Genomic DNA, 26,115 nt, shown 5'->3' on the forward strand with positions numbered 1-26,115 from the left:
GTCGGTGTCAAAACCGCTCTCGTCTATATCTCCCCATGTCCTGATCTCTATCGCATCGTCAGATTTCCGTTTTTTTTTTTTTTACGTTCGATCCGGGCTTCTTCCAAACTGGCAAGCAAACCATGATTGAGCAGAGCCTCTTCCAGAATGAGTATCTCTTCCGGATCGGTTGTGATCTTGTAGATGACCTTATGATAAAGGGATTCTTTCGCCAAAGCTCCTCCGGCAATCGCATCTACCCAGTAGAAGAAGGAACGCATGCCCGCTACGCCTTTGATCGCATTGGCTCTGGCGGTTTTGTCCAGAATCATAATGATTTCCGCTAAAGTATCCAACACCTTTTCATCGTGGAATCCGGTTTTGGCCATTACGCGTTCGATCATGACCTCTTTGGTCGGCAGGTCCATCTTTTCCGCATGCTGAACCCTGTCGCGCAGCGCTTCGTTTAACGGTCTGGTTCCCGCATAACTGCGATTCGTTGTGATCACCGCGATGAAATCGGGATGCCTGTGTATGACCCCGGTGGGCAGATTGATGCTGCCATCCAGCTCCAGGGCAGAGTTTAATGCCATCAACACCGCAGCATCGCGAATCACGTTTGGTTCCTGGATTTCCAGCAGGTACCCGTTTTGATAGGCTCTGACGATCTCCGAAGGGTAAAATCGGTACTCCACCGCTTCTCCATCCGTTTTTTCCGCTGCCAGCCTCAGCAATTGCTTCATCTTCAAGGCTGCCTGTTCCTGCGGAATCCCCAGCGCGTCTGTCAAAACTTCCGTTGCGCTTTGAAAGCCGTCGCTTTCATACAATGCCTGCAGTGCCGTTTGCTCCCAAGGCTCCATTTCGTCTAAACGTTCCGTGGAAATCACCGTAAAAATAGCGCCGATAATATCCGATTTATCCATATCGGCAAAACAGGTCACTTTCGTATACGGCAGCCCGAAATTCGCCGATAATGCTTTGGCCAGTTGTGTCTTGCCTGAACCGGCGTCCCCTTCCAACAATATGTTGGCGATTTTCATTTCCCCGCGATTCCAGTTGCGCTTTACTTCATTCGTGATGCGACGTTCTTCTTCGCTGACCTTATGAGTCCATGCCTTTTTCCAAATCAGCTTTTTTTCTGCATCGGTCAGCTGTCTTTCTGGTGACAAAACACATTCTCCATATGCAGTCATCCCATTTTTCCTCCAATCGTCATGATGCGGGTCTCCTCTCATCCAAGCTCCTTTTCTGGGCTATGAGGGGGAGCAGCATTGAGGCGCCGATCATAATCAAGACACCGCTCGCCACATATACCGCAAACAAGGAAAACGCATCCTTCAGATAGCCGGATACGAACATGCCGATCACCATCATTCCCATAAAAACAGGCGTGATCGTTCCGGATACCCGGCCAATAAATGCCCCTTCCGTATTGCGGACAATAAGCGTCTGAATTCCTCCTTGAATACAAGGGAAAAACAACCCGCTGATCACCAATAGAACAATCGTCATCCCCATTTTCGTAGAAGCGCCCAATCCGATCGTACATACGGCCGTGACAAGCAAGCCTACCATGAGCAGCAGCTGCGGCTTCACCTTTTTGGCTATCCCGACGATGACAGCTCCGCCTGCCAGCATGGCTGCCCCATTGGTCATTACCAACCACTGCAAAAATTGTTTGTCCTGTCCCAAATTCTCGATGACTAGGAAGATTTGAAGCGGTTGCGTCAGTCCTGAAGCCAACCCGACAGCCGAGAAAGTCAGGCAGAGTGTCCGCAGGGATTGATTGGAGGCGATATAGCGAAGTCCGGCCTGCAACTCCTTTTTAAAGCTGCCGGTATCGCCAGAGTTCGGCTCGTCCGTGTCACTGGGAAGCGTCGCCAATACAAGGGAAGAGCCCAGGAACAGAACGGCCGTCAAAATCAGAGAGGCTTGCAGTCCAAACTGGATGAAAATAAACGTGCCGATGACCGGTCCCAAAACCATAAAGACAGCGACAAGCGTTTGGGACATCGCCATCACGCCCTGCAGTTGTTCAGCCGGCACATGCCGCTTGTACAGCTTCATCGCCGAAGGCTGAGAAAATTGGGACAGGCTCGCAGAAATAAATGTGCCGATGAGCAGCGGAATCCACCCGCCGTTCATGAGGACAAGCATCACAGCTCCGACGGACAAGGCTGAAACAAGATCGCTCCAGACCATCGTCCGCTTCGGCCGCCAGCGGTCGGCAAAGGTCCCCCCAATAAGGCCAAACGAAAAGATCGGAGCGAATTCCGCAACCGCAATCAGCGATACGTAAACGGGATCATTTTTTGTCAGGTCGGTGACATAAAGAAGCACGGCATAATTCCTGATCCAAATTCCCAGCTGCAGCAGCACGCGGGAGAGGATAACCGTTCGTACATATGGATTCGCCAACATGTCAGTATCCCATATCCTTTAAAATTTTTGACAACATCCGGAGACGTTCGCCGATCATTTCATCGTCCTGGCTCAGCGCCAGACTGAACTGCTTGATATCTTCATGAATCCTCTCATTGTCTGTGCAAATCGCCACGTTCATGGCGTCCCCTTGCAAGCCAATCCGGTCGATGACGGGCTTTTGCGGATCGTATAAATGCTCAAATCTGTATGCTTCGCGAAAATGCTCAAGGGACCGGCAGACGAGAATGGACAAATCAAGAACGCGATGAAGCGGCAGCTCCTCCGATTGCTCTGACCATTCTTCTCCCGTGTGTCTCCATACCTTGGCCAAAATACCGGCCTTCCCTCTCTCGTTCTGTTGTGACAACCCCAACGAAAGGGCTTTTGCATCCGTATTTCGGGCGAGTCGGCCGTCAATCCGATCATAGTTTTCCGATACGATAACAGCCCTATGTTCTGCAGTCGTTGGCATTTGCATTTTTCTCCCTCCAAGTTGTTCTTTTAACAAACAAACACTTTTAGTTAAAGTTTGTTATTTGATAAACATTTTATTTTATTGTCTATAAAAGTCAATGTTTTTCTGTTTGGAATATCATTCTCCCTTTGCGCTAGCAAACAAAAAAAGGACGCAGCCATGTACGAAACGGCTGTGTCCTGCTCCTGAAAAAGCTGTCCAATATGTTCAACAAACATTGTACCGAAGAAAAGACCCATCTGCTATGATGAAGGAAAAAAGAAAGAGGGAGACATATGCAAGCACTCGTTACTCCGCAATGGCTTCGCGATCATGCAAACGATCCGAATATTCTGGTAGCAGATTGCCGTTTTGCTCTGAACAACCCTGAACTGGGCGAAGAGCAATACCGCGAGGAGCATATTCCCGGCGCCCTGTACTTTCATCTGAACCGCGATCTCTCCGGACCGAAAGAACAGCACGGCGGGCGTCATCCTATCCCAGGCGAAGAACAGCTCGCCTCCCTGTTCTCTCGCTCCGGCATCGATCAGGAGGTGACGGTGATCGCCTACGACGACCAGGAAATGTCTATGGCCGGGCGCCTCTGGTGGCTCCTCCGCTACGCCGGGCATGACAAGGTCGCTGTACTGGACGGCGGCTTTGCTGCCTGGAAAAACGCAGGATATCCCGTCACAAGCGAGATACCCGTACCGAAGCCTCGGACATTTGTACCGCGGATTCAGACGAGCATGCTTGTCGACTGCAAGGGAGTCGAAACCCGCAGCAAGGAAACGGCACTCCTAGACTCCCGAGCAGGAGAGCGTTATCGCGGCGAAATGGAGACGCTCGATCCGAAAGCGGGTCACATCCCGGGGGCTCTGCATTATTTTTACAAAGACAGTTTGTCAGCCGATGGCCGCATGCTCCCCGAAGAAGCGCTGAAACGCCGGTTTGAAGTGTTTGAAGGGAAAGAGATCATCGTGTACTGCGGCTCCGGCGTGACAGCGTGCACCAACCTGCTGGCGCTGCACGCGGCGGGACGGCCGGATGCGAAGCTGTATGCCGGAAGCTGGAGCGATTGGGTATCGTATGAGAACAATCCTGTTGCTACGGGAGATGAATAGCCGGTAAAAGAGGCCGAAAGCCCTTTCTCAGGGTAGTTTCGGCCTCGCTTCTATTTTTCCGGCAGCATTGGCGTTTCTTCCAGCGGGAATCGCAACACAATACGCGTCCCTTGCCCAACCTGGGATTCCACGTCAATTTTCCCTTTATGCGCAAGCACGATCGCTTTGGCGATGTTCATGCCAAGGCCGGTCCCGTCTGTCCCGTCTTCGGTCGCCGTTCCCCGGTAGTATCTTTCAAACAGGTTGTGCTTTGTTTCCTCGTCAAACCCTACGCCGTTGTCCTCTACGGCGATGAACGCTTCCCGTTCATCCCGCCACGTCTTGAGGGTGATGGCGACCCCTGGGGGATTGTGCTTGATCCCGTTCCAAATCAGATTGTCCAGAACGCGTTGCAGCCACTTGGCGTCGGATTTGATGAAGATAGCATCCGGACTGCTCTCAAAGGCAAAAGAGACGTGGGCAAGCGTCACATCATTCACATACCTGAGCACGGTTCTCCGCACAAACTCGTTGATCTCCAGCTTGCCAACCGGAAAGCTGAGCGCCTGGTTTTTCAATTGGAAGGCAAGTGAAAAGTCCTGCAGCAAAGCGAGCATGTAATCTCCCTTTTCCCGGATCATTTTCCCCATGCCTTGCAGCTCTTCGTCTGTCCACGTATACTGCCCGCTTTCCAGAAGATGCCCAAACCCCTGGATCGTTGACAGTGGCGTCCTGAGATCGTGCGAAATGCCTGTCATCCATTCCTCCCGGGTCTTTTCCAGTCTGCTCCGCTCTTTCTCCGTGGCAGCCAATCGCTCCGCCATCTCGTAAAATCCGCCGATCACTTCCTTGTACAGCCGATAGCGCATGCGGATGGAACCGTCTCTGCGAAATACCTTTTTCCGTTCTTTTTCAGTCAACGCTTCATCGTACCGACCTTGTCCCATTCGCTCAAACCAGTCCGTAAACAACAGCAGCGGCTGACTGTAACGGACGCCATGCCACGCGGCCAAAGCAAGCGCCATGACCAGCAAAGCCCCTCCCGCTACGGTAAGCACCAGGATGACGTCGGACATGATCGGCTGATCGGAATAGCCTGTGCCTTTCTTTTCTGCATGCAAAATCCAAAGATTCTCGGATGCTTGATCATAGTGCGTGTAGACGTCTGTGGAATAGCTTCCCGGCTCAGAGCGGATTGCGATCAATTCAAGCGGTTGGTAAGACTCTTTTTGATCGGCGCTGCCAATTGACTGAATGATCTTGCCTCGTGCATCTATGACCTGCACATACTCGCGGCTCATGTCCAGCTGCCGTTCAAGCTCAGGGATCGCCTGGGGCCGCAGCTTGCCTTTCTCGGCGTAGCTCTCAACCCACGTTTTCAAACGTTCCGAATTGCTGTCATCCGTTCCCAGCATAAAGAGCAGCGGTTCAGGCCGCAGCGCTCTCGACTGATCCAGGGAGGTTGTTACGCGAAAGGTTTGGAAACGCCCTGTTTCCGTCATCCCCAACAATTCGGTTACCGTGTAAGACTCCCTGGCCGGTCCGCTGCCAAAGGCATAAATGACCTTGCCTTTTTCATTTACAATCTGCAAAAAATACCCGGACTCGGCGAGCTGATTTCGCCACCATACCGGTATCTCGATCTGGCCCTGTCCCGGTTCCGCCTTCGCTTCCGTCACGATATTCTCCAAAGCGCCGTTCGGAAAGGTTTTTTTCAAGTCCTGATTGACAAGGTATTGCAGCAGCAGCAATAACAGGGCGGTCATCGTCACCAGAACAAACAGCCAGATAAAAAAGAACTGTGTCGCAAAATGAGCGGCCAGCCTTCGACGCAAGCTGCTCATGGCGCGATCCCCCTGACGAGCTTATACCCGAGACCGCGCACTGTAAGCAGAAGCTGCGGATGGCCCGGGTCCGCCTCGATCCGTTCCCTGATCTTTCGGATGTGGACCATCACCGTATTGTCGTCACCGACGCCATCGATTCCCCAGACCGCTTCATACAGCTGCGATTTGGAGTACACCACATTCGGATTTTTGCATAAAAAAAGCAGCAACTGGTACACCTGGGCGGGACAGGGAACCATTTTTCCCTGTACCCACAGCTCTCCCGCAGACTCGTCCAGCACAAAGCGTCCAAAGTCATGCCGCCTGCGCTCCTCCTGTTTTCCCTGGGAGCTTGCCAGAATCGAGTCCCGCCGTACTCTGGCCTTGATTCTTGCAGCAATTTCGAGCGGATTAAACGGCTTGGTGACATAGTCGTCTCCACCGATTGCAAAACCTGTCAAAACGTCCAAATCCGACGTTCTCGCTGTCAAAAAGATGATATGGGCTCGCGAAATATCCCTGATTTTGGGACAAAGCTCAAACCCCGACTGATCCGGAAGCATCACATCGAGCAGGATGATATCCATTTCTTGTCTTTTCAGAAGCTCAAGGGCTTCCCTGGCCGAATAAGCCTTGTAAATATGCCGAAATCCTTCTTTCTTTAGAACCATTTCGATCATCTGCGTAATCGATTTCTCGTCGTCGACGATGAGTATCCGCGCTTGTTGCATGACAATCCCTCCGAACAAGATTGTACCAAAGCAAGCTTAATTCCAGCTAAACAACTACAAGAATCGTTAAGGAAAAAATAAGCTCCGCTTTAGCGAGCCTTTAAGCCGCCCAGTTACACTTGCTTGCGAGGTGATAAAAATGGAACAACGAAAAAGGGCAGGTCTCGTCGACGCAGCCCGTGGACTCTGCCTGCTGGGGATCTTGCTGGCGAATATGCTCATTTTTCAATATGGAATATGGGGCAAGGATGACATGCAGTTTTACTCATTGTCGGGTTTTGATGCTTCTGTCCGAACGATACTCGGCATCGTGGTGGAAAAAAGCTTCATGCCGATTTTCACCTTCCTGTTTGGCTACGGGATGATCAAAATGAAAGAGAGCCTTGCAGCTTCTGGCAGAAAACCGGGATGGACGTTGTGCAGACGCTTTTTGCTCTTGTTTGGAATCGGGGTTCTCCATTCCGAATTTATGACGGAGTCCGATATTTTGGCATTCTACGGACTCGTCGGTTTCTTTCTGCTCATGTTCATGAACCGAAAACCAAAAACCCTGCTGATCTGGGGAACGTCTCTTCTGCTCGTGTTTGGCTTGCTGGGGCTTGTGCCGGGAGAATCCAACTCCCCCTCCAGGCAACCAGGCAGTATGGAGATCTCTCAGGAGTATATCAAAGAAACCATTGTCGTCTATGGAACAGGCACCTATTCGGAGATTAGGCACCACAGGAGCACTGCTTCGCCGATATCAGAGGAGGACTCCCTCTATCTTGTCTTTCTCCTGCTACTGGCGCCTTTTCTGACCGCGCCGATGTTTCTGTTTGGCATGTACGCAGCGAAAAAGGACCTGTTTCGGAAGCCTGAGGAAGAACAGCGGCTGTATGCGAGGAACGCTCTGCTCTTCTTGCCTGTCGGATTCTGTCTGAAAGTGCTTCCCCACCTGTTTCCCGAACAAGGATGGGCTGCTGCGGGCGAAATGATTGGAGCCAATTTGCTTGCCCTCGGCTATCTGTTCTCGTTCGCTTGGCTCTACAGCAAACGAAGCAGTTCTAGCTGGATGCAGCGTTTTCAGGCGGTCGGCAAATTGTCTCTGACGAATTACCTGGTCCAAACCGTGGTCTGTACGACTATCTTTTACGGCTATGGCCTTGGTTGGTTTGGGAAAATGGGAGTAGCGGCAGGCTGCGTTCTTGCCTTTGCTCTCTATGCGCTGCAGTTGTTTGCAAGCGAATGGTATTTGCAACGCTTTTCTTCCGGCCCGGTCGAAAAGCTGCTGAGAATTTGCACCTATCTGTCCATTCAAGGAAAAGTGAAGGCTCGCGCACCGCGAAACCGGCCAGAACCTGCACATTCGACAACGCTGTAAACAGCCGACAACGAAAGCAAACCTCCAAACCCGTTTTTTGGGACTTGGAGGTTTGCCGTTTGTCCAGGGTGCTCCTTTTTGAGCAACAGTTTTTGCATGAACGAACACTGATTGTCAACAGAGACATGTATAATAAAGGATAACATTACCTGTCTTTCAGGGAGGAGGCTCACATGGACTGGAACTATTTCAACACCTTCATTACCGTCGCCCCTGACTGCCCTGTGATCACGGGAATCATTCCGCCGGAAAAGAAAACGGGCAAAAGCAAGCACGGCATCGAATACGAGCTGATTTCCGGGGCTCCCTACTACTATACCCAGGAGGAGCTCCTCTTCGAGGTGTACGTCCGCCACCAAAATTTCCCGCAAACAGAACTGGCTGAGCGGGGCGGCGAGATTCGAGCCGAATTCTTCAGCAAACCAAAAGCGTGTATGAGAGCCTCTGCCCTTCCCAAAAAATTCGGATGGGGCATTCATTTCAACGAAGCTGGAAAAATGGCGCTGATCCCGATGGAGTCCCCGCAATACGCGGAGTATGCCCAAGGAGCAAACGGAACGCTCAAGGTGCTGGCGGCTATGCGGAACCGGCGAGCGAAGTAAGCGCTGCTCCATCTTGCATCATCAAGACGACCGGACAGTGGTCGCTGCCCATCACCTCGGAATCGATGCCAGCATCAAGCAGAAAGGGCGCAAGCCGGGCGGATGCCAGGAAGTAGTCGATGCGCCACCCGATATTCCGCTCTCTCACCTTTGGCATGTACGACCACCAGGTATAGGCGCCCGTTTGCTCCGGATAAAAATGACGGAAGGTATCGATAAACCCGGCATCCAAAAGCCGGGTCATTTTTTCTCTTTCTTCCGGGGTAAAGCCGGAGTTGTTCCGGTTGGATTTCGCGTTTTTCAAATCGATCTCCTGATGAGCGACATTCATATCTCCGCAGACAATCACCGGCTTGATGGCGTCCAACTGCTGAAGGTAGCTCCGAAAACGCTCCTCCCACTCCAGACGGTAATCCAGCCTGGACAAATCGCGCCGCGCATTGGGAGTGTAGACATTCACGAGATAGAAGCCTTCAAACTCGAGCGTGATGATCCGTCCTTCCGGTTCCCAATCCTCTTCGATGCCGTACCGGACCGAAAGCGGTTTGATTTTTGTAAAGACAGCCGTGCCGGAGTACCCTTTCTTTTCAGCGTAATTCCAATACTGGGAGTACTCTTCGTCCAGCTCCAGGCAAATTTGCCCCTCCTGCAATTTTGTTTCCTGAATACAAAATATATCCGCATCGGCTTCCTTGAAATAGTCTAGAAAGCCTTTATTCATGCAAGCCCGCAGGCCGTTTACATTCCAGGATACCAGCTTCATTTTTGTCGATCTCCTTGCAGATTGCCATGTTTCCATTTAGTTTACCATAGCCATCTGCACTTTTTGACAGATATCATGAAATGAAACGGGTTTCCTGTCTGGCTCCCTTTTGTTCAGGAGAAGAGCTGCAAAAAATTCGACGCAGAGAAACCAAAGATTCGCTTCCTGCGTAATACAGGTTGCCATGATAGGATTTTCCCTTGCTTTCTAAAAATCGAGCTGCACCCGAGGAGGAATATACTTCGTGAACCGCTTCTTCCGTTTGCTGTTTCACTTTACATACCAGGAGGCGATGTCCTGCCTGTTTCCCGTCTTTATCTTCGGCTCTCTGGCATTGTCCAAGCTGGTCGAGGTTCCCGGCATCCCGCGGTACGACCTGCTGCTGCTGCTGTGTCTCGCTTTTCAAATCTTCATGATCAAAAGCGGTTTGGAAACGAAAGACGAGTTGAAGGTGATTACGGTTTTTCACCTGATCGGTCTCGCCCTGGAAATTTTCAAGGTGCATATGGGCTCCTGGTCGTACCCGGAAGCGGCCTACTCGAAGATCTTCGGCGTCCCGCTCTACAGCGGATTCATGTACGCCAGCGTTGCGAGCTACCTCTGCCAGGCGTGGCGCAGACTGGATGTCTCTCTTGAGAGCTGGCCGCGCCACCGTTTTGTCGTGCCTTTAGGAGCAGCCATCTACCTCAACTTCTTTACCCATCATTACATTTGGGATATCCGCTGGGTATTGACGGCCGCCATTTTTCTTCTGTTCTGGAAGAGCCGTGTCTACTTTCGCGTGGACCGGGAACGGCTGTGGATGCCGGTGCCTCTGGCCTACATCCTGATCGGCTTTTTCATCTGGATTGCCGAAAATATCGCCACCTTTTTCGGAGCGTGGCGCTATCCCAACCAAAACGAGGGCTGGCAGCTGGTGCACCTGAGCAAAATCAGCTCCTGGTTTTTGCTGGTCATCGTCAGCTTTATCATCGTGGCCGAGCTGAAGCACGTCAAGGAACGGCTAGTTGGGCGCTCCTCTCATGACGATTCGGTGGAAGCCGCCCAGGACTAGCGCACCTCCCGTCACAAAAAAGACGATGAAAAACGAGTGGTTCCAGTTGCCGATCAGCCCTGCCACGATGGGAGCCAGGATCGCCCCTGCGGAAAGCACGGCGGAATAGATGCTGAACGCGCTGCCGTACAGCTCCCGCGGCGCATGCACGGTCAATATCGTGGACAGCGCCGGAAACAGCAAGCCAACGCAGGATCCGAGCAAAAACATCGATATATGCAAGGAAAGGTCCAAACCGATTGCAAAAATGTACATCATCACGCTAAGCAGGCCGAGCCCGACGAGCGTCCGCTCCTCCGGCGCTATTCGCGCCAGCCAGAACTGGCTCAAGGTAGCCATGGAGCCAAGACCTTTCAGGCTAAATAAGATCCCCGTGACGGAAATAGACAAATTTTCTCTTTGGATATAGAGCGGAATTTCATAAATGATCGTACCTTGGGCGTACATCACGGCAAAGCCGCCGAGAAAGGCCAAATACAAATCGCGGTTCTCCAGAACAGCAGTCAGCTTGGGGGAGGCAGGGCGAATCATTTGCCCCTCTTCCCCCGCTTTTTTCCGCCCTCCCGGCAGTACGAGCAGGGCAAATATACCCGCCACCCACATGATTGCACCCAGGATGACAAAAGAAGGCCCATAGCCAAACTGCACACCCAGAAAGCTCCCGACGGCCGGCGAAACGACTGCGGCCGCCGTCAGCACCATCCCGTTCTTCGCCATCAGCTCGCCCTGCTCGGCCCGCGTCCGTCCGGTTTCTCCGAGCATGGCAAAGCAGGCCGGCGAGACAAACGCCATGAGAAAACCAAGCAACAGTCTCAGAACAAGGAATGCCTCAGTTTTGGTCACGATCCCTTGTCCGGTCAAAATAAACCCGGAGAGGATCAGGGAAATAGCGATAAACCACTTTTTCGGAAAACGGTCCAAAAACGGCCCGGCGATCAGATTGCCTGTCAGATTGCTGATGCCATAGGCCCCGAGGACAAAACCGATCATCGCCGCTGAAGCTCCCAGAACATGCATGTACGGTGCCAATAGCGGCGTCTGCGCATGCATGTCAAAGGAGACGAGAAACAGGATCACAAACAAAAGCATCCGCAATGACTGCCCACTCCCTCCGGCCTTTTTGTCCCATGTATATGTCAGGAGTCGTCCTAATAGAAAGAGACTCTCCAAAAGAGGTGAGTCTCCAAGCTGTCAAATGCGGCCAAACCTTTGTCCTTCTACAGATCCCGGCGTTTTCCGGCGCTCGAAATCGTGATTCTCGGCGCGCCCCATTCTTCGTAGACGATATCCCCCTGTCCGCCCGGCTCGACGGGAAGCTCCAGCCGCACGTTTTCCCGGCTCTTCACTTCAACCGGGTACCCGGTTAGAACCGCCGCTCTTTTTCGCCCAGAAGGACCGTATACGCTGATTTCAAACCGGGCTGGCTGTTCTCCGTGATTTTGCAGCACAACCACACACGTTCCGTTGCGTACCCCTTCGGCTGACGTTTTCGCTGTGCAGCCAGACCGCTCTTCCTTGTACTCCAGCATGTAAATCCCGTCCGCAAAGTTCCGCTGGTACCACCTCACCAGCTCCTGCTGCTTCGGCAACAGGCCAACGGCAAGCAGCAAAACAAGCAGCATGATCCCTGGCCGCTTGGTTACGTAGACCATCATGGCGTATGCCAAAGCCATCATGCTTAGTGGCAAAAAAGCGGCATAGTGCAAACCCGATGTTCCGTTTGACCACGCCGGGACGCCGAAGATTTGAAACAAATTATCCACCAATTGAACTTCATGGGGAAACCGGGCGTTCATGATCCACGCCAGAAAAAATAAAAAGATGGCGGCGAGTGTGGTGCGCCACTTGCGTCCAAACATGAAAAAGCTCTCCTTCCCGTTCTTGCAAAAGAAACGCATGCAGGCGATGTTCTCCCGTTGATATACGCAGCACTCACCCTCCAGGTCACTTTTTGCAGAGAAATCGTCGGCATCCGTACAAAAAAGAGGGCCTCAAGCCGATGCTGTGAGACCCTCTTTGAGCTTCATGCCGTTTGCTGGCTCAAGCCTGGGATTTTAATCCCAGCGAGCTTTCATGAAACCTGATGTTGGAGTATTTTTCGATCGCCATGCGGAGCTGGTATTCGCTTTCGAACAGCATGACCGGACGTCCGTAGCGGTCTGTAACCGTCTTGTTCTTGAGGGCATCCAAAGCCGCCTTCTCACCCTCCAGCCAGCGCGCGATCTGATAAGGCATCCGTGTGAGCATAATATCTACCCCGTACTCGGCTTTCAGGCGGTATTCCAGGACTTCAAACTGCAGCACGCCTACTACCCCGAGAATCAGGTCCTCCATCGGATAGGTGCGGAAGAGCTGGACCGTTCCCTCTTCGGTAAGCTGCATGATGCCTTTCTGGAATTGCTTGTGCTTCATCGCGTCTTTCACCATCACGCGGGAGAAAAACTCAGGCGAGAAGTGCGGCATTTCTTCGTACTCCAGCGGCTGGCCGACACACAGCGTATCGCCGATCTGGAAAATGCCCGGGTCAAACAGGCCGATGACGTCACCTGCATAGGACTCCTCGACGATTTCCCTGTCCTGGGCCATAAACTGGACCGGCTGAGCCAGCTTGATGTCTTTGCCAAGACGGACGTGCTTGACCGTCATGCCCCGCTCAAAACGGCCCGAGCAGATGCGCAAAAAGGCGACGCGGTCGCGGTGGGCCGGGTTCATGTTGGCCTGGATTTTGAAGATAAAGCCGGAGAACGGACGCTGGCTCGGCTCGATCAAGCCGATGTTGCTCTTCTTCGGCGAAGGCGGCGGAGCCATTTGCAGGAAGTTGTCCAGGAATGTCTGCACGCCAAAATTGTTGATCGCGCTTCCGAAAAACACAGGCGTCAATTCGCCCTTGTTGATCAATTCCATGTCAAAATCGTCTCCCGCTACGTCAAGCAGAGAGATTTCATCCTGAAGCTGCTGCCACAGGTCCTGACCGACGCGCTCTCCGATCATCGGGTCGTCCGCCCCGCTTACTTCGAAAAAGCTGATCTCCTGGTGCTCGGAGCCGCTTTGATACAATTCAACGCGGGACTTCGCACGGTCGTACACGCCGCTGAAGTAATTCCCCATCCCGATCGGCCAGTTCATCGGGTACGAGCGAATGCCCAGTACGCGTTCGATTTCCTCCAGCAGCTCAAACGGGTCTTTCCCGTGGCGGTCCAGCTTGTTGATAAAGGTAAAGATCGGGATGCCGCGCATCCGGCACACCTTGAAAAGCTTGATGGTTTGCGCCTCGACCCCTTTGGCCACGTCGATGATCATCACCGCCGCATCCGCTGCTGTCAGCGTACGATACGTATCCTCACTGAAGTCCTGGTGACCCGGCGTGTCCAAAATGTTGATATGATGTCCCTTGTATTCGAAGTCCATCGCACTGGACGTTACGGAGATACCCCGCTTCTTCTCGATCTCCATCCAGTCGGAAGTGGCGTGCTTGGAGTTTTTTCTCCCTTTTACCATGCCTGCCTCGCGGATTGCTCCGCCGAAGTACAGCAGCTTTTCCGTCATGGTCGTTTTACCCGCGTCCGGGTGGGAGATAATCGCAAAGGTACGCCGTTTTGCAATTTCTTGTTCCCATTGGGGGTTCACTTGACTCATTTTCATTCTCCTGTCGCTTGCGTCTCTGTCATCTTTCACTGTTACGATTATAACGGCAAATGCACCCGTCATCCACCTAGTATTTTTTTTACAAACAGGTATAATGTTAGTTGTAAAAATTTTTTGACTGTATGTACATATGGTTAGGAGGTAACCCATGTCCACAAACGAAAACCGTTCGGCTGCCTTTCGCGCGTACGTGAAGAAAATGGCGAGCTACAATCAGGCTATCTCCGTCCTCTATTGGGACAAAAGCACGCAGGCGCCGAAAAAAGGAATGGATGCGCGCTCAGAAGTGATCGGCATGCTCGCAGGAGAGCAGTTCCGGCTGGCCACCTCCAAAGAAATGGAAGAGCATTTGGAAGCGCTGAGCGACCCGCAAGTGCTGGAGACGCTGGACGATGTGACCCGCGCGACCGTTCTCGATTGCAAAAAGGATTTTGAACGGAACAAAAAAATTCCTGCCGACCGCTATGAGGAATACGTCGTCCTCACTTCTCAGGCCGAAACCGTCTGGGAAGAGGCGCGGGCCAAGAGCGACTTTGCCATGTTCCGTCCTTACCTGGAAAAAATCGTCAACTTCCAACTGGAGTTCATCGACTACTGGGGACATGACGGCAAGAACAAATACAACACGCTTCTCGACCTGTTTGAGCCGGGGATGACTGTAGATCAGCTCGACCCGATCTTCGCTACGCTGCGGGAAAAAACAGTGAAGCTGGTGGCTGCGATCGCTGACTCCCCGGACAAGCCCGACACTTCGTTTTTGACCAAGCATTTTCCGGAGGCAGAACAGGAGGCTTTCAGCCGCTTTATCCTGGAAAAGATCGGGTATGACTTCCAGGCAGGCCGGATGGACCGCAGTGTTCACCCCTTCTGTACATCGTTCAATCCCGGTGATGTCCGGATTACGACCCGCTTTGACCCAAATGACTTCAGTTCCGCTCTGTTCAGCTGTATCCATGAAGCGGGCCACGCGATGTACGAGCAAAATATCGATCCGCGCCTGCTGGGCACGACGCTGTGCGACGGCACTTCCATGGGCATCCACGAATCCCAGTCCCGCTATTGGGAGAACATGGTCGGGCGCAGTCTGCCGTTCTGGCAGCATTTTTACGGTGACTTGCAAAAAGCGTTCCCGAACCAGTTCGCAGGGGTCAGCGTCGAGCAATTTTACCGCGCCATCAATCAGGTGACGCCTTCCTTCATCCGGACCGAAGCAGATGAGCTTACCTACAACCTGCATGTGATGATCCGCTATGAAATCGAAAAAGGCCTGATCAACCAAACGATTGAAGTAGGCGACCTGCCAACGATTTGGAACGAAAAGATGAAAGAGTATCTGGGCATTGTTCCGGAATCGGACAAAGTCGGCGTGCTGCAGGATGTACACTGGTCCGGCGGCAGCTTCGGCTATTTCCCAACCTACTCGCTGGGCAATGTATATGCTGCCCAGTTTGCCCATGTTATGCAAGAACAAATCAGCGGCTACAACGATTTGATCGCCAGCGGCCAATTCGAACCGATCCGTCAATGGCTGAAAGAAAATATTCACCAATACGGAAAGATGAAGAGCCCGGGTGAAATCGTCAAGGCAATTACGGGCGAAGGCACCAATGCCACCTACCTGATGAACTACCTGGAGAAGAAATACTCTGAGATCTACAAGCTCTAAGCAGAAAAAGCGCCTTTCCTTCGGGAGAGGCGCTTTTTCGTTCACAGTTGTGCCATGGATTCTTCACCGCACCTTCACAATCCGCCAACAATTTCCACATACATTTGGTCTATGATGAAAGTGTAAACCATTCGAGTAAGCGAGGGGTCCACAATGACAACAACCTTTTCACAGTGGCTGTGGGGCATGGTTGCCGACGAAGAGACGGCACCGTTCGAGCGGAAGCAATATGTAAAGAACGAGATGGAGCAATTCGTGCCTGCTCATCACGAGGAGCTGCTTCCTTATCCGCAGCTGTAATACCCAACCAAGACGGAAGCGGCATCGGGGTGTTCAACACTCACCTTGATAAAAGGGAGTTTCTGCCTGCATTAGAGATGCATATCATTTTATCAATGTGTTGAATATAGCCATAGCCGTGCTGCCTTCCGGGCAGCTTTTTTTTTGCTCTTCCCGAAGGAAACCAGCAGCACCCCCGCTTTTAGGCAACAGCAGGTATCACGTATAATGGAGGAGCAACCTGTCACCGCGATTACGCAAATCGTATCAAAGGAGTGGCACACATGCTTCCCTTTACGGAGAAATGGCTCCCCACCTATATCCGGCGGGATTTGACCGTCCTTTTTTGTGGAATCAATCCTGGCAGAGTCTCTGCTACGGCCGGCTTTCATTATGCCAACCCCGCCAACCTGTTTTGGCGCGGACTTTACGAGGGAGGATTGACTCCCCGGCAGTTGAAGCCGGAGGAAACCGCGTGCCTGCTTGATTTCGGCTATGGCATCACCGATCTCGTTTCCCGGCCCACCCGCTCCTCCAGCGATCTAACGGACGCGGATTTCAACACCGGGGCGGAGCAATTCGTCCACATGGTTGGCGTTTATCGTCCCCGGGTGGTCTGTTTCAACGGAATTACGGCCTTTCGGCACGCCACCGGCAAAAAGAAGGAGCCTGTTCCCCTGGGACTTCAACCTGACCGTTATTTTGGCACAGAGGACTGGCCCGGAAGCTGGGTGTTCGTCATTCCCTCTACCAGCGGCGCCAACGCATCATTTAGCCGCGAAGAACGACTGGCCATGTTTTCCGAACTGAGCCTCTTTTTGCAGGAAAAAGGCTGGCATCCGTTCCGATAAACCGGAATGCAGCAAAGCGCCCGGAGCGTCAGGCGCTTTTCGTGCGTTTGAAAAAAACGCCCGGTTCTGAACGTTGCCCCAATGGTTTGGATCAGACCAACAATGGGAATGCGGTTCAGAGAAGCGGGCGTTTTTTTTACCAAAATTTGTTATCGTTTTTTCCTTCCGTATCCGGCACAGTCAACCTCTTGGGCAGATTTATTTATTGGATGGCAATTGTTTATACCACGCAATAAAGTTGTCGACAACTTGATCCAGAAAGGCGATGGTCGGCTCGTGGTTCAAATGACCGGCTTCATCAAATTTTTCATGGACAGCGCCGATGTAGACTTCATTCCCAGGCATGATCGGAGATGAGACGCCTGGAGAGAACAAAATATCGCGCAAATGCTGCTGGGCGCGGACTGAGCCAAGCATGCCCATCGATGAGCCTGCGACCATGGAAGGTTTCCCGATCATGACCTTATCCACGCGCGACAGCCAGTCAATGGCATTCTTAAGTACACCCGGGATGGAGTAATTGTATTCCGGCGTTACCCATAGTACCGCATCGGCAGCGGCAACCTTGCTTTTGAATTCCTTTACGGCTTCAGGCGGATCATTCTCGATATCCTGGTCGTAATGCGGGAGATCCCGGATCGGCAAAATTTCGATCTCCAGACGGCCGTGGTAGCGTTTTTGCATAAATTTGGCGAGCTTCAGGTTGAAGGATTCCTTGCGAATGCTTCCTACGAGAGCAACTACTTTCATGTGCGATACCTCCAAGCGGTTTTCTTCGATTTAGTTGACTTTGGTTTCGCGGCTGCGAATCACTCTGATTCGGACGAAACCGTAAAACGCTCGTTTCGATGCTGCGGATTCTCGATTTCATCCAGTACTGCAATCGCAAAGTCCGCATAGCTTACATAGCTTTGCCCTTTCGCATTCACCAAAAGATGATCTTTTCCTTTTTGGTAAGCTCCGGTTCTCTTCCCTTGCGGATCAAAAAAGGCGGATGGACTGATAAACGTCCATTGGATGCCCGTAGATTGCTGCAAGTCCTCCAGGTTCTTTCCTTGGTTTTGCGCGGTCGCCAGATACTCCTTCGGAAAGTCCGGCGTTTCCATGACACGTGTTGTCTTTGCCTCGTCGACGAACAGGCTTCCTGCTCCGCCGACAACGATCAGTCTTGTAGATGGGACAGCTTTCAACGCTTCGATCAATACTCTGCCTGCTTCAACATGGAGATGCTCACTGCCCGGCGCTGCACCGAATGCATTTACCACCACATCAAAAGCTTTCAGGTCCTCTGCAGTCAATTGAAAAACATCTTTCTCCAAGACGGCCGTCTTTGGCGCTGTCAGCTTGGATGCATTTCTCACGATTGCCGTAACCTCATGGCCTCTTTCAATCGCTTCTTTCGCAATGAGGCTCCCCGCTTTCCCTGTGGCACCGATTACTCCGATTTTCATTATGATTTCCTCCTACCATTTTTTATTAGCGTAACCATAAAAAAATGATTGTTGCGGATGAGGATTTGCCATCAGCAATACCATCCGGTCGAAACGAAAGGAAGGATGAATGCATCGTTGTAACGTTGTAAACCACAACATTACAACCAGTCTAAAAAAAAATCATTTAGCACCGCTCTTTATCTTTTGCGTGAGCTGATTCACTACCTCGTCCACCGTTATATCTGCCAGGAACTGCTCCATTACATTTTGGGCGCGGGTAAATATGAGCTGCAGGACGGCTTGTATGTTCGCTCCGACCGGACAATCCGGGTTTGGCTGCTCATGCAGGTGAAAGAGCTGGTCTTCCTCAACTACGTCAACCGCTCGAAAGACATCCAGCAAACTGATTTCATCCAGACCTTTCAACAAGTAAGCTCCGCCAGTTCCGGCGCGGACATTGACCAATCCCGCTTTTTTTAGCTGTCCCAATATCCTGCGAATCGTTACAGGGTTTGTATTTACACTCCCTGCAATCCATTCGGAAGTTCCATGTGCATCCTTGGCGATTGCCAGCAAAGACAGGATGTGGACAGCAATGCTGAATCGACTGCTGATTTTCATTTTGTTTCATCCTTCCGTTGTAATCATTATAGCTACAACGAATTCCAAATGTCAACACTGTCTTTGCGTCTCCACAGCCTGGTGACCTCTTTCAGCTCTGATCCGTCAAAGGACAGCTTGTATATATCCGGCATATCGAGCTGTTTCCAAAAATCAAAACCGTAGCGGCTGTCAAAACCATTCATAATCAACACCATGAGATTGCCATGGGTGCCGATTACGATATTTTTCCCTTTTAGCCTGCGTAAAACTCGTTTAATGGCCTTTACTCCGCGATCCTGCGCCGCTTTATTGGACTCCCCTCCATCCCAGGAAAACCCCTCGTCTTCCCAAACTCGCGTGATCGCAGCATGAAAATCCTCCACGGGTTTCTCGCTCAACACTCTCTCCTTGAAGTCTTCCTCGATCACGATTTCCTTCTCAAGGCTTACGGCAATCCCTTCAACTGTTTGAATGGCTCGCCGGTATGGACTTGAAAGCACGTGGTGAATATTCTCTTTTTTTAACAGCTCACTCACTGTTTGGGCATCGCGCAAGCCTTTTTCCGACAACGGTCTTGTCCGCTCCTCCGGCGTATAATCGGAATGGGCATGTCTAGCGAAAATGATATTGGTTCGCATCGTCTCTCACCTGCATGATCATCAGTAATTACTGCTTTGTGCCAAAGTATTTCTCCATCTCGCTGTTATCCTTCAGAACGACCAATTTTTCGCTGTATCGATCCAACATTTTTTCAATTTCCGGCTTGCTCTCGTTCTCAAAATGGGCATTCCAGACAAACATGTTGCGAAAAATCCGGAAAGTAGGCTTGTAGTTTGCCCGCTCCAGCCCAAGCTTTTGCCGGACAAACCTTTTGATGATCCGAAAAGTCCTTGTGCGATAGCTTGTATCTAAAAAGATAATCAAATCGGCCCGCTCAAAGCTTGGGGTGTACCCATTTATGGTGTACGCCTTCGACAATCCAAACGTCCGCGCTTGTGATCTCGCCCAGAAGCTCGTCTCTTTCCTCGTCCGTTCTTCTTACATCTCCCGTTTTGAACCGCTTCCAGACAACGTTGTCCAATTCGTAAAACGGAACATCCAGTTTGGCTGAAAGCAATCGTGCCAAAGTTGTTTTTCCGCTTCCGACAGAGCCGATAATATGGATTTTGGTTGGACCTTTTTTAGCCATGAGACCACCGTTTTTGCCATTATTTTTTAACCTATCTTCTCCGCAAGCGTCGCTTTTTCCTTTACCTTTTACGCCCGTCCTGTTACCGGCAGCACGCGATTCCAAGAAACCTGCCTCGATAAACCGTCTGTGTTTTTTTCCCCTCTGACAAAAGCAGAACCCTTGCTGTCGAATGCCGAAATGATCGGTCCGCCAAACAAGGGCTCCTTATTACATTGCATGCTGCCTGTCAGGCCTGGGCAGAAGCTTGCAGCAGGCTGCTCTTTTGCCGTACGTACTGGATCAGCTCTACACTCATTGCGTAATAGTTGAACGGCGTAATCAGATAGATGCCATTGAAGATCGGGATCGCTGCGTCGAGCAATTCTTTTGCCATCTTGATCCCCTCTTGTCTGGCCTCCTCGCCTTGCACCTTGCGCATGCGCGCCAGCGCTTCGTCCGAGAGCTTGATCCCCGGCACTTCATTGTGCAGGAACTCGGCATTCCGCTGGCTGGTCAGCGGCATGATGCCGATGAAGACCGGGATGTTGATGTGCTTCGTCGATTCGTAGACAAGCCGGATCGCTTCCGCATCGTAGACAGGCTGCGTCATGATAAAATCGGCACCGGCCTCCACTTTTTTCTCCAACCGTTTGATCGCCGCGTCGATCTGGCGAACATTCGGGTTGAAGGCTGCGCCCACGATAAACTGCGCCTTCTGTTTCAGCGGACGTCCCGAGAAGGATATGCCTTCATTCAGCTGCTTCACCATGCGGATCAGATCAAATGACGTGACATCGAACACCGAGCTGGCCCCTGGCAAATCCCCGAACCGGGACGGGTCCCCGGTCACGACAAGAACCTGGTCAATGCCGAGAGCGTGCAAGCCCATCAGATGCGATTGCTGCCCGATCAGGTTGCGGTCGCGACAGGCGATGTGAATCAGCGGATCCATCCCGTACTGGCTTTTCATGATCGCGCCGAGCGCCATATTGCTCATCCGCACATTGGCCAGCGAGTTGTCGGCCAGCGTTATCGAATCGGCCCCGGCCTTGTGCAATTCACAGCACCCTTGCAGGAAGCCCTCGGTATCGAGGTCCTTCGGCGGGTCGAACTCGACGATAATCGTCGTACCTGTTTTCACTCGCTCGACGATGCTGGGCTTTTGTCTGTCCCTGACATTGTAAGACGACAGGGAGGGCCGTTCATTTTCCGTCTCCGAAGGATTCACCCTCACCTGCGGTGCGAGTCCATGCAGAGCGTCGGCCATCGCCTTGACGTGCTCCGGCGTCGTACCGCAGCAGCCCCCCAAGAGACGGACGCCTTGTTCTCTGAGCCGCTTTGCGCTTTCCGCAAAATACTCCGGCGAAGACTTATACGCGTACTCTCCATCGGTCAAGCCGAGCCGTCCCGCATTGGGAAACGCGGAAAGAAGCGCCCCCTCCGGCACCTGGACCCGCTCGTATGAACGCAGGATTTCGGCCGGACCCAAGCGACAGTTCAAACCGACGATGTCAGCTCCAGCCTTTTGAAGCAGCGAGAACGCCTCTGTCAGGGTGTAGCCATCGCGTGTACGGCCCACCTCCAGCGTTGCCAGTTGGCAGATCAGCGGCTGATCTGTCAGCGGCCGGATGACGTCGATTGCCAGCAGCAGCTCCTCGACATCGAGGAACGTCTCCAGAATCAGGCCGTCGACACCTGCATGAATCAGGGCAATTGCTTGCTCTTCGAACTGGTCGCGGAACTCATCCATCGCCTTCTGTCGGACCCGCCCCGCCAGAATCGAGCCAATGCTGCCGACCACAAAGGCATCTTCCTTCGCTGCTTCGCGGGCAATCGCCACAGCAGCCCGGTTGATCCGCGTTACTTTATGCTCCAGGCCATAACGGGACAACGCATCCCGATTGGCACCGAATGTGTTTGTTTCCAAAAGCCGCGCACCGGCGTCGTAATACGCCTTGTGCACATCATGCACGAGCTGGGGGTTGGAGAGGCACAGCTCTTCGAAGCTGACGCCGACCGGCACACCTGTCCGGTACAACTGCGTCGCCATCGCCCCATCCCCGATCAGCAGATTGTCTTGCAAATATGCGCGCAAATCTTTTTTATTCGCTGACAAAATCCATCCCTTCTCTCCATAACATCTCGACCTTACAATTCAAAAACGGATGGGCCCGCATTGAAATACCGCGCTTCCGGATGAGAAAACACCATCGCTGTTACAGAGGCCTCCGGTTCCATCATGAAGCCTTCCGTCAACTGAATGCCGATGTCCTCCGGCCGCAGCAGGCGGAATAACTGGGCCTGATCTTCGAGGTTGGGGCATGCCGGGTATCCGAAAGAAACGCGGATGCCCTGATAACGCGCGCCGAATCTCTCCAGCATCGTCATTTCCGCAGGGTCCGGGAAGCCCCAGCTATCCCGCATCACGTGATGGACCCGCTCGGCAAATGCCTCGGCCAGCTCCAGCGCCAGCGCCTGCAAGACGTGGGATCGGAGATAGTCGCCCTTTTGTTTCAAACGTTCCGATTGTTCTCGAATGCCGCTGCCCGCCGTGACCGCCAGGAATCCGACATAGTCCATTTCGCCGCTTTCCACGGGCCGCAGGAAGTCCGACAGACAAAGGTACGGCTCCTCTGGCTGGCGCGGGAACTGGAAGCGTTCCAAGACCCGCGAATGATCCTTGGCGTCGTAGATCAAGATCTCGTCTCCATTCGCCTGTGCGGGGAAGAACTGATAGATCCCGTTTGCTGTTATCGAGCCTGCCTGTACTGCTTCCGCAAGCAGCTCCTGCACCAGATCGTGAAGCTCCGTCACCTTCTCGTCTCCGCTCTCCAGCAATTTGTCTACATTTCCGCGAACGCCGAGATGCTTTCCGAGCAGCATCCGCAAATTGAGATACGGCCGGAGATGGCTCAGCGGATAGTTGCGGAGCACATGCCGTTCACAATCGGGCGGGAGGTAGATCGGCTGTGTGCGGCTGACGGCGGAACGCTTCGGTTTGGACGGTTTTTCAACTTCGGGCGGGGCCTGGGCAGAAGCCGCAGCCTCGATTGCCTCCTGCTGCTCGGCCCGGAGCTTTTCTCTTGCTTCCGGGTCCTGCAGTCGATTAAACAGCTCCAGCCCGTCCATTGCATCCTTGGCGTACAGAACGATTCCTTTGTATTCGGGTGCAATCCGGTTGGACGTAAATTTACGTGTCAGTGCCGCTCCGCCTACCATCAGCGGCACGTCGATGCCAGCCTCGCGCAAATCCTGCGCGGTAATGACCATTTGCTGGGCCGATTTGACCAACAGACCGGACAGACCGATCGCATCCGGCTTCTCTTCGCGGCAAGCGGCGATCAGCTGCTCCGGCGGAACCTTGATCCCCAGATTGACGACTTCATAGCCGTTGTTGGAAAGGATGATCTCTACCAGGTTTTTTCCGATATCGTGGACGTCGCCTTTTACGGTGGCCAGCAAAATCTTCCCTTTTGCCGCCGACTCCGTTTTTTCCATAAACGGCTCCAGGAATGAAACGGATGCTTTCATTACTTCGGCGCTCTGTAGTACTTCGGCCACGATCAGTTGGTTGCTGTTGAACAGGCGGCCCACTTCTTCCATCCCGGTCATCAGCGGCCCGTTGATAATTTCCAGCGGCGCGTATTTTTCCAAAGCAAGCTTCAAATCTTCTACCAGTCCGTCTTTGGAGCCTTCGACGACATACCGCGCGAGTCTCTCTTCCAGTGGAAGCGAGGACACCTCGACTTTGGCTTCCTTTTTCTTTTGCCGGTAAAAATCGGTAAAGGAGGCAAGCGTTTCGTCCTTTGTCTCGAACAAAAGAGCTTCAGCCAGCTTTCTCTCTTCTTCAGGGATGGAAGCATAGCGCTCCAGCTTCTCCGTATTGACGATGGCATAATCGAGACCAGCGACTGTCGTATGGTAGAGGAAAACGGCATTCAGCACTTCCCGACCTGCGGCCGGAAGACCAAACGACACGTTGCTGACGCCGAGAATGGTCTTGCACTCGGGCATCGCTTCTTTGATCAGGCGAATGCCTTCTACTGTCGCCTTGGCAGAGCCGATGTACTGTTCGTCTCCTGTACCGACAGGAAACACGAGCGGGTCGAAGATGATGTCCCGCGGATTGACGCCAAACCGGTTTACCAAAAGGTCATAGGAGCGTTTTGCCACTTCCAGCTTTCGCTCGGCGGTGACAGCCATGCCGGTCTCGTCGATAGTTCCGACGACAACTGCGGCCCCGTATCTGTGGATCAAGGGCACGACTTGCTCGAACCGTTCGAGCCCGTCTTCGAGGTTGATCGAGTTGAGAATCGCTTTCCCTTGGGAATATTTCAACCCCAGCTCCATGACGCGCGCATCCGTGGAATCGATCATGAGAGGCGCCTTTACTTTTTTCACAATATATTGAAGGAATTTTTCCATATCGCCGTACTCGTCGCGGTCCGGGTCGGCCAGACAAATATCGATGACATGAGCCCCCCGCTTCACCTGTGCCCTTGCGATATCGGAAGCCTCCTCGTATTGTCCGGCTGCGATCAGATCGCGAAATTTCTTGGACCCGATGACGTTCGTGCGCTCCCCGACCAGCAGCGGGCGGTTGTCCTGTTCCACGTAGACGACATCGATCCCGGACACGGCGCTGACTGCATGCTCTTGCCGGGCACGCGGCTTGCAGTCTTTCAAGGCTTCGGCCATCGCCCGGATGTGGTCGGGCGTGGTTCCGCAGCATCCGCCCGCCACATTGAGCCATCCTTGCTCGGCAAATGCCTTGACTTTTGCCGCCAGCCCTTGCGGAGTTTCGTGATAGTGGCCGTTCTCGTCCGGGAGACCGGCATTGGGATAACAGCTCACGGCACAGTCTGCAAGACCGGATAGCGTGCGGATATGGTCGCGCATGAACTCGGGACCGGTCGCACAGTTCAGCCCGATGCTGACAGGCTTGAGGTGCTCAAGCGAGACGTAGAACGCTTCGATGTTTTGTCCCGCCAGCGTCGTGCCCATCGGCTCAATCGTCCCCGAAAGCATGACCGGCACTTCCGTCCCCAGCTCATCAAAAGCCTTGCGTATGCCGATGCCGCCCGCTTTTACGTTCAGCGTATCCTGCGAGGTTTCCAGAAGCAGCACATCCGCTCCCCCGATCAAAAGCCCTTTTGCCTGGCGGTAATACGACTCGACCAGCTCGTCAAAGGTGACCCCGCCCGTCAAAGAAAGCGTCTTGGTCGTCGGGCCCATCGCCCCTGCCACAAAGCGAGGCCACTCAGGCGTGGAATAGGCATCTGCGGCCTCGCGAGCGATTTTGGCAGCGGCGATGTTGATCTCCAGGTCCTTTTCCGCCACGTCATACTCGGCCAGGACGATGGACGTAGCGCCAAATGTATTCGTCTCGATAATATCGGCACCCGCCTCCAGGTACTTTTCATGGATCGAGCGAATGACGTCCGGCCGGGTCAGGTTCAACAGCTCGTTACAGCCGTCGTATTCCTCTCCGCCGAAGTCCTCGGCAGTCAGGTTGGCTTGCTGCAGCATTGTTCCCATCGCGCCGTCCAGTATCAGAATTTTTCGGTAAAGCTGTTCGCGAAAATTCGGTTTCATGGCAGACTCCTTTTCTCAAAGCAGATCATCTCAGATAAACAAAAAACCTCTTCTGTGTGCAGAAGAGGATTTGTCCGCGAATACGATACGCCTGACGCATCCTCTCATCTTTCAAAGCACACGGCTTTGCTGGAATTGGCACCTGAAAATTCCGGTTGCCGAGGCTTCATCGGGCCAGTCCCTCTGCCTCTCTGGATAAGAGATGTCGCTTTTTTATTCGATTCGTTCCAGTAATTGCAAGGTTTGAAAGTATCTTAACACCCCCCCCTCCCCCGCGTCAATGAAGAAATTGTCCGTATCCACGCAAGTCCGGCGCCCATATTTGCCCCATATAGTCAATCGCCCACACTCTTCATGACTCCCGTGTATAGACTAAAGCATATCGGAAAGGAGGAAAACGACATGAGTACATCCTACTGCGGAAACAATATCTTCGGTGACAGCTTCGCCCTAGTGCTCGTTCTGTTTATCCTGCTGGTCATCGTAGGGTGCAATAACGACTGCTAAGCAGCTGCTTGAAAAAGGGGCCTGGAATCCAGGCTTCTTTTTTCTTGTCCAACAGGTGCACTTTGAAGA

23 protein-coding genes, 1 pseudogene and 1 riboswitch are annotated in these 26,115 nt (G+C 52.7%); of the genes and pseudogenes, 8 read left to right on the forward strand and 16 right to left on the reverse strand.

Annotated features, from left to right (window positions below; all coding sequences use genetic code 11):
• Positions 1-47 precede the first annotated feature (47 nt).
• From V5G20_RS17025 to V5G20_RS17035, 3 genes are read right to left on the reverse strand one after another with little or no spacing between them, the layout of a single operon-like run.
• Positions 48-1,172 (reverse strand): AAA family ATPase, encoded by a 1,125-nt coding sequence (locus tag V5G20_RS17025; protein ID WP_338461420.1) that lies wholly within the window; start codon positions 1,170-1,172, stop codon positions 48-50.
• Between the two features lie 19 nt (positions 1,173-1,191).
• Positions 1,192-2,400: an MFS transporter gene (locus tag V5G20_RS17030; protein WP_122957727.1), complete on the reverse strand. Its 1,209-nt coding sequence runs from the start codon at positions 2,398-2,400 to the stop codon at positions 1,192-1,194.
• A gap of 1 nt (position 2,401) precedes the next feature.
• Positions 2,402-2,881, reverse strand: coding sequence for a DUF6530 family protein (locus tag V5G20_RS17035; protein WP_003387368.1), 480 nt, complete (start codon positions 2,879-2,881; stop codon positions 2,402-2,404).
• Positions 2,882-3,153: 272 nt separating this feature from the next.
• Here V5G20_RS17035 and V5G20_RS17040 point away from each other — a divergent pair, with 272 nt between their 5' ends.
• Positions 3,154-3,981, forward strand: a complete 828-nt coding sequence (locus V5G20_RS17040; RefSeq protein WP_039071093.1) for a sulfurtransferase — start codon at positions 3,154-3,156, stop codon at positions 3,979-3,981.
• A 50-nt stretch (positions 3,982-4,031) separates the two neighbouring features.
• Here the strand turns inward: V5G20_RS17040 and V5G20_RS17045 are convergent, their stop codons facing one another.
• Both V5G20_RS17045 and V5G20_RS17050 read right to left on the reverse strand, forming a co-directional pair.
• Positions 4,032-5,804, reverse strand: a complete 1,773-nt coding sequence (locus V5G20_RS17045; protein WP_039071092.1) for an ATP-binding protein — start codon at positions 5,802-5,804, stop codon at positions 4,032-4,034.
• Positions 5,801-6,517, reverse strand: a complete 717-nt coding sequence (locus V5G20_RS17050; RefSeq protein WP_338461423.1) for a response regulator transcription factor — start codon at positions 6,515-6,517, stop codon at positions 5,801-5,803. The genes V5G20_RS17045 and V5G20_RS17050 overlap by 4 nt, the downstream gene beginning before the upstream one ends.
• Positions 6,518-6,656: 139 nt before the next feature.
• Here V5G20_RS17050 and V5G20_RS17055 point away from each other — a divergent pair, with 139 nt between their 5' ends.
• Both V5G20_RS17055 and V5G20_RS17060 read left to right on the forward strand, forming a co-directional pair.
• Entirely contained in the window at positions 6,657-7,877 is a 1,221-nt protein-coding gene (locus tag V5G20_RS17055) for a DUF418 domain-containing protein (RefSeq protein ID WP_003387372.1), read from the forward strand.
• A 173-nt stretch (positions 7,878-8,050) separates the two neighbouring features.
• Positions 8,051-8,479 (forward strand): DUF6157 family protein, encoded by a 429-nt coding sequence (locus V5G20_RS17060; protein ID WP_003387373.1) that lies wholly within the window; start codon positions 8,051-8,053, stop codon positions 8,477-8,479.
• Here the strand turns inward: V5G20_RS17060 and V5G20_RS17065 are convergent.
• A complete protein-coding gene (locus V5G20_RS17065) occupies positions 8,454-9,242 on the reverse strand; it encodes an exodeoxyribonuclease III (RefSeq protein ID WP_024985171.1) in 789 nt (262 codons plus the stop codon). The genes V5G20_RS17060 and V5G20_RS17065 overlap by 26 nt on opposite strands.
• Positions 9,243-9,534: 292 nt before the next feature.
• Between V5G20_RS17065 and V5G20_RS17070 the strand changes: the two genes are divergently transcribed.
• Positions 9,535-10,296 carry a DUF817 domain-containing protein gene (locus V5G20_RS17070; protein ID WP_194247008.1) on the forward strand — a complete coding sequence of 254 codons (762 nt, stop codon included), beginning with the start codon at positions 9,535-9,537 and terminating at the stop codon, positions 10,294-10,296.
• Here V5G20_RS17070 and V5G20_RS17075 read toward each other — a convergent pair.
• The 3 genes from V5G20_RS17075 to V5G20_RS17085 all read right to left on the reverse strand — a co-directional run bounded on the left by V5G20_RS17075 (position 10,246) and on the right by V5G20_RS17085 (position 13,932).
• Positions 10,246-11,391, reverse strand: coding sequence for an MFS transporter (locus V5G20_RS17075; protein ID WP_003387376.1), 1,146 nt, complete (start codon positions 11,389-11,391; stop codon positions 10,246-10,248). The genes V5G20_RS17070 and V5G20_RS17075 overlap by 51 nt on opposite strands.
• Positions 11,392-11,513: 122 nt before the next feature.
• The gene (locus tag V5G20_RS17080) at positions 11,514-12,155 is read right to left on the reverse strand and encodes a hypothetical protein (protein ID WP_031931773.1); all 642 of its coding nucleotides are present in this window, start codon (positions 12,153-12,155) and stop codon (positions 11,514-11,516) included.
• Between the two features lie 181 nt (positions 12,156-12,336).
• Positions 12,337-13,932, reverse strand: coding sequence for a peptide chain release factor 3 (locus V5G20_RS17085; protein ID WP_003387378.1), 1,596 nt, complete (start codon positions 13,930-13,932; stop codon positions 12,337-12,339).
• A 157-nt stretch (positions 13,933-14,089) separates the two neighbouring features.
• Between V5G20_RS17085 and V5G20_RS17090 the strand changes: the two genes are divergently transcribed.
• The 3 genes from V5G20_RS17090 (at position 14,090) to V5G20_RS17100 (ending at position 16,737) form a co-directional block, all read left to right on the forward strand.
• On the forward strand, positions 14,090-15,607 hold the full coding sequence (locus tag V5G20_RS17090) for a carboxypeptidase M32 (protein WP_003387380.1): 1,518 nt from the start codon (positions 14,090-14,092) through the stop codon (positions 15,605-15,607).
• A gap of 153 nt (positions 15,608-15,760) precedes the next feature.
• Complete coding sequence (locus V5G20_RS17095) at positions 15,761-15,907, forward strand: hypothetical protein (RefSeq protein ID WP_170208359.1); 147 nt, start codon at positions 15,761-15,763, stop codon at positions 15,905-15,907.
• Between the two features lie 263 nt (positions 15,908-16,170).
• Positions 16,171-16,737 carry a mismatch-specific DNA-glycosylase gene (locus V5G20_RS17100; RefSeq protein WP_031931771.1) on the forward strand — a complete coding sequence of 189 codons (567 nt, stop codon included), beginning with the start codon at positions 16,171-16,173 and terminating at the stop codon, positions 16,735-16,737.
• Positions 16,738-16,935: 198 nt separating this feature from the next.
• On the opposite strand, the gene V5G20_RS17105 is transcribed toward V5G20_RS17100, so the two are convergent.
• The 7 genes and pseudogenes from V5G20_RS17105 to metH all read right to left on the reverse strand — a co-directional run bounded on the left by V5G20_RS17105 (position 16,936) and on the right by metH (position 25,539).
• Entirely contained in the window at positions 16,936-17,487 is a 552-nt protein-coding gene (locus V5G20_RS17105) for an NADPH-dependent FMN reductase (RefSeq protein ID WP_003387382.1), read from the reverse strand.
• A 59-nt stretch (positions 17,488-17,546) separates the two neighbouring features.
• Positions 17,547-18,188 carry an NAD(P)-dependent oxidoreductase gene (locus V5G20_RS17110; protein WP_172920660.1) on the reverse strand — a complete coding sequence of 214 codons (642 nt, stop codon included), beginning with the start codon at positions 18,186-18,188 and terminating at the stop codon, positions 17,547-17,549.
• 162 nt (positions 18,189-18,350) lie between these two features.
• Positions 18,351-18,791: an Rrf2 family transcriptional regulator gene (locus V5G20_RS17115; RefSeq protein WP_003387384.1), complete on the reverse strand. Its 441-nt coding sequence runs from the start codon at positions 18,789-18,791 to the stop codon at positions 18,351-18,353.
• A gap of 32 nt (positions 18,792-18,823) precedes the next feature.
• A complete protein-coding gene (locus tag V5G20_RS17120) occupies positions 18,824-19,411 on the reverse strand; it encodes a histidine phosphatase family protein (protein ID WP_327970261.1) in 588 nt (195 codons plus the stop codon).
• A gap of 28 nt (positions 19,412-19,439) precedes the next feature.
• Positions 19,440-19,962: pseudogene (locus V5G20_RS17125) on the reverse strand (AAA family ATPase).
• Between the two features lie 229 nt (positions 19,963-20,191).
• Positions 20,192-22,060 (reverse strand): bifunctional homocysteine S-methyltransferase/methylenetetrahydrofolate reductase, encoded by a 1,869-nt coding sequence (locus tag V5G20_RS17130; RefSeq protein WP_172920658.1) that lies wholly within the window; start codon positions 22,058-22,060, stop codon positions 20,192-20,194.
• Positions 22,061-22,092: 32 nt separating this feature from the next.
• Positions 22,093-25,539, reverse strand: a complete 3,447-nt coding sequence (gene metH, locus V5G20_RS17135) for a methionine synthase (protein WP_031931767.1) — start codon at positions 25,537-25,539, stop codon at positions 22,093-22,095.
• A 101-nt stretch (positions 25,540-25,640) separates the two neighbouring features.
• A riboswitch (SAM riboswitch) is annotated at positions 25,641-25,741 on the reverse strand.
• Positions 25,742-25,941: 200 nt separating this feature from the next.
• Between metH and V5G20_RS17140 the strand changes: the two genes are divergently transcribed.
• On the forward strand, positions 25,942-26,046 hold the full coding sequence (locus V5G20_RS17140; protein ID WP_003387390.1) for a YjcZ family sporulation protein: 105 nt from the start codon (positions 25,942-25,944) through the stop codon (positions 26,044-26,046).
• Positions 26,047-26,115: the final 69 nt, after the last annotated feature.

The organism is Brevibacillus borstelensis (assembly GCF_036700025.1).
Lineage (GTDB): Bacteria > Bacillota > Bacilli > Brevibacillales > Brevibacillaceae > Brevibacillus > Brevibacillus borstelensis.

Bases quoted from the DNA above. Each gene is read 5' to 3' on its own strand.
- V5G20_RS17025 (WP_338461420.1), bottom strand. From the start codon at position 1,172: ATGACTGCATATGGAGAATGTGTTTTGTCACCAGAAAGACAGCTGACC.
- V5G20_RS17030 (WP_122957727.1), bottom strand. From the start codon at position 2,400: ATGTTGGCGAATCCATATGTACGAACGGTTATCCTCTCCCGCGTGCTG.
- V5G20_RS17035 (WP_003387368.1), bottom strand. From the start codon at position 2,881: ATGCAAATGCCAACGACTGCAGAACATAGGGCTGTTATCGTATCGGAA.
- V5G20_RS17040 (WP_039071093.1), top strand. From the start codon at position 3,154: ATGCAAGCACTCGTTACTCCGCAATGGCTTCGCGATCATGCAAACGAT.
- V5G20_RS17045 (WP_039071092.1), bottom strand. From the start codon at position 5,804: ATGAGCAGCTTGCGTCGAAGGCTGGCCGCTCATTTTGCGACACAGTTC.
- V5G20_RS17050 (WP_338461423.1), bottom strand. From the start codon at position 6,517: ATGCAACAAGCGCGGATACTCATCGTCGACGACGAGAAATCGATTACG.
- V5G20_RS17055 (WP_003387372.1), top strand. From the start codon at position 6,657: ATGGAACAACGAAAAAGGGCAGGTCTCGTCGACGCAGCCCGTGGACTC.
- V5G20_RS17060 (WP_003387373.1), top strand. From the start codon at position 8,051: ATGGACTGGAACTATTTCAACACCTTCATTACCGTCGCCCCTGACTGC.
- V5G20_RS17065 (WP_024985171.1), bottom strand. From the start codon at position 9,242: ATGAAGCTGGTATCCTGGAATGTAAACGGCCTGCGGGCTTGCATGAAT.
- V5G20_RS17070 (WP_194247008.1), top strand. From the start codon at position 9,535: ATGTCCTGCCTGTTTCCCGTCTTTATCTTCGGCTCTCTGGCATTGTCC.
- V5G20_RS17080 (WP_031931773.1), bottom strand. From the start codon at position 12,155: ATGTTTGGACGCAAGTGGCGCACCACACTCGCCGCCATCTTTTTATTT.
- V5G20_RS17085 (WP_003387378.1), bottom strand. From the start codon at position 13,932: ATGAGTCAAGTGAACCCCCAATGGGAACAAGAAATTGCAAAACGGCGT.
- V5G20_RS17090 (WP_003387380.1), top strand. From the start codon at position 14,090: ATGTCCACAAACGAAAACCGTTCGGCTGCCTTTCGCGCGTACGTGAAG.
- V5G20_RS17095 (WP_170208359.1), top strand. From the start codon at position 15,761: ATGACAACAACCTTTTCACAGTGGCTGTGGGGCATGGTTGCCGACGAA.
- V5G20_RS17100 (WP_031931771.1), top strand. From the start codon at position 16,171: ATGCTTCCCTTTACGGAGAAATGGCTCCCCACCTATATCCGGCGGGAT.
- V5G20_RS17105 (WP_003387382.1), bottom strand. From the start codon at position 17,487: ATGAAAGTAGTTGCTCTCGTAGGAAGCATTCGCAAGGAATCCTTCAAC.
- V5G20_RS17110 (WP_172920660.1), bottom strand. From the start codon at position 18,188: ATGAAAATCGGAGTAATCGGTGCCACAGGGAAAGCGGGGAGCCTCATT.
- V5G20_RS17115 (WP_003387384.1), bottom strand. From the start codon at position 18,791: ATGAAAATCAGCAGTCGATTCAGCATTGCTGTCCACATCCTGTCTTTG.
- V5G20_RS17120 (WP_327970261.1), bottom strand. From the start codon at position 19,411: ATGCGAACCAATATCATTTTCGCTAGACATGCCCATTCCGATTATACG.
- metH (WP_031931767.1), bottom strand. From the start codon at position 25,539: ATGAAACCGAATTTTCGCGAACAGCTTTACCGAAAAATTCTGATACTG.
- V5G20_RS17140 (WP_003387390.1), top strand. From the start codon at position 25,942: ATGAGTACATCCTACTGCGGAAACAATATCTTCGGTGACAGCTTCGCC.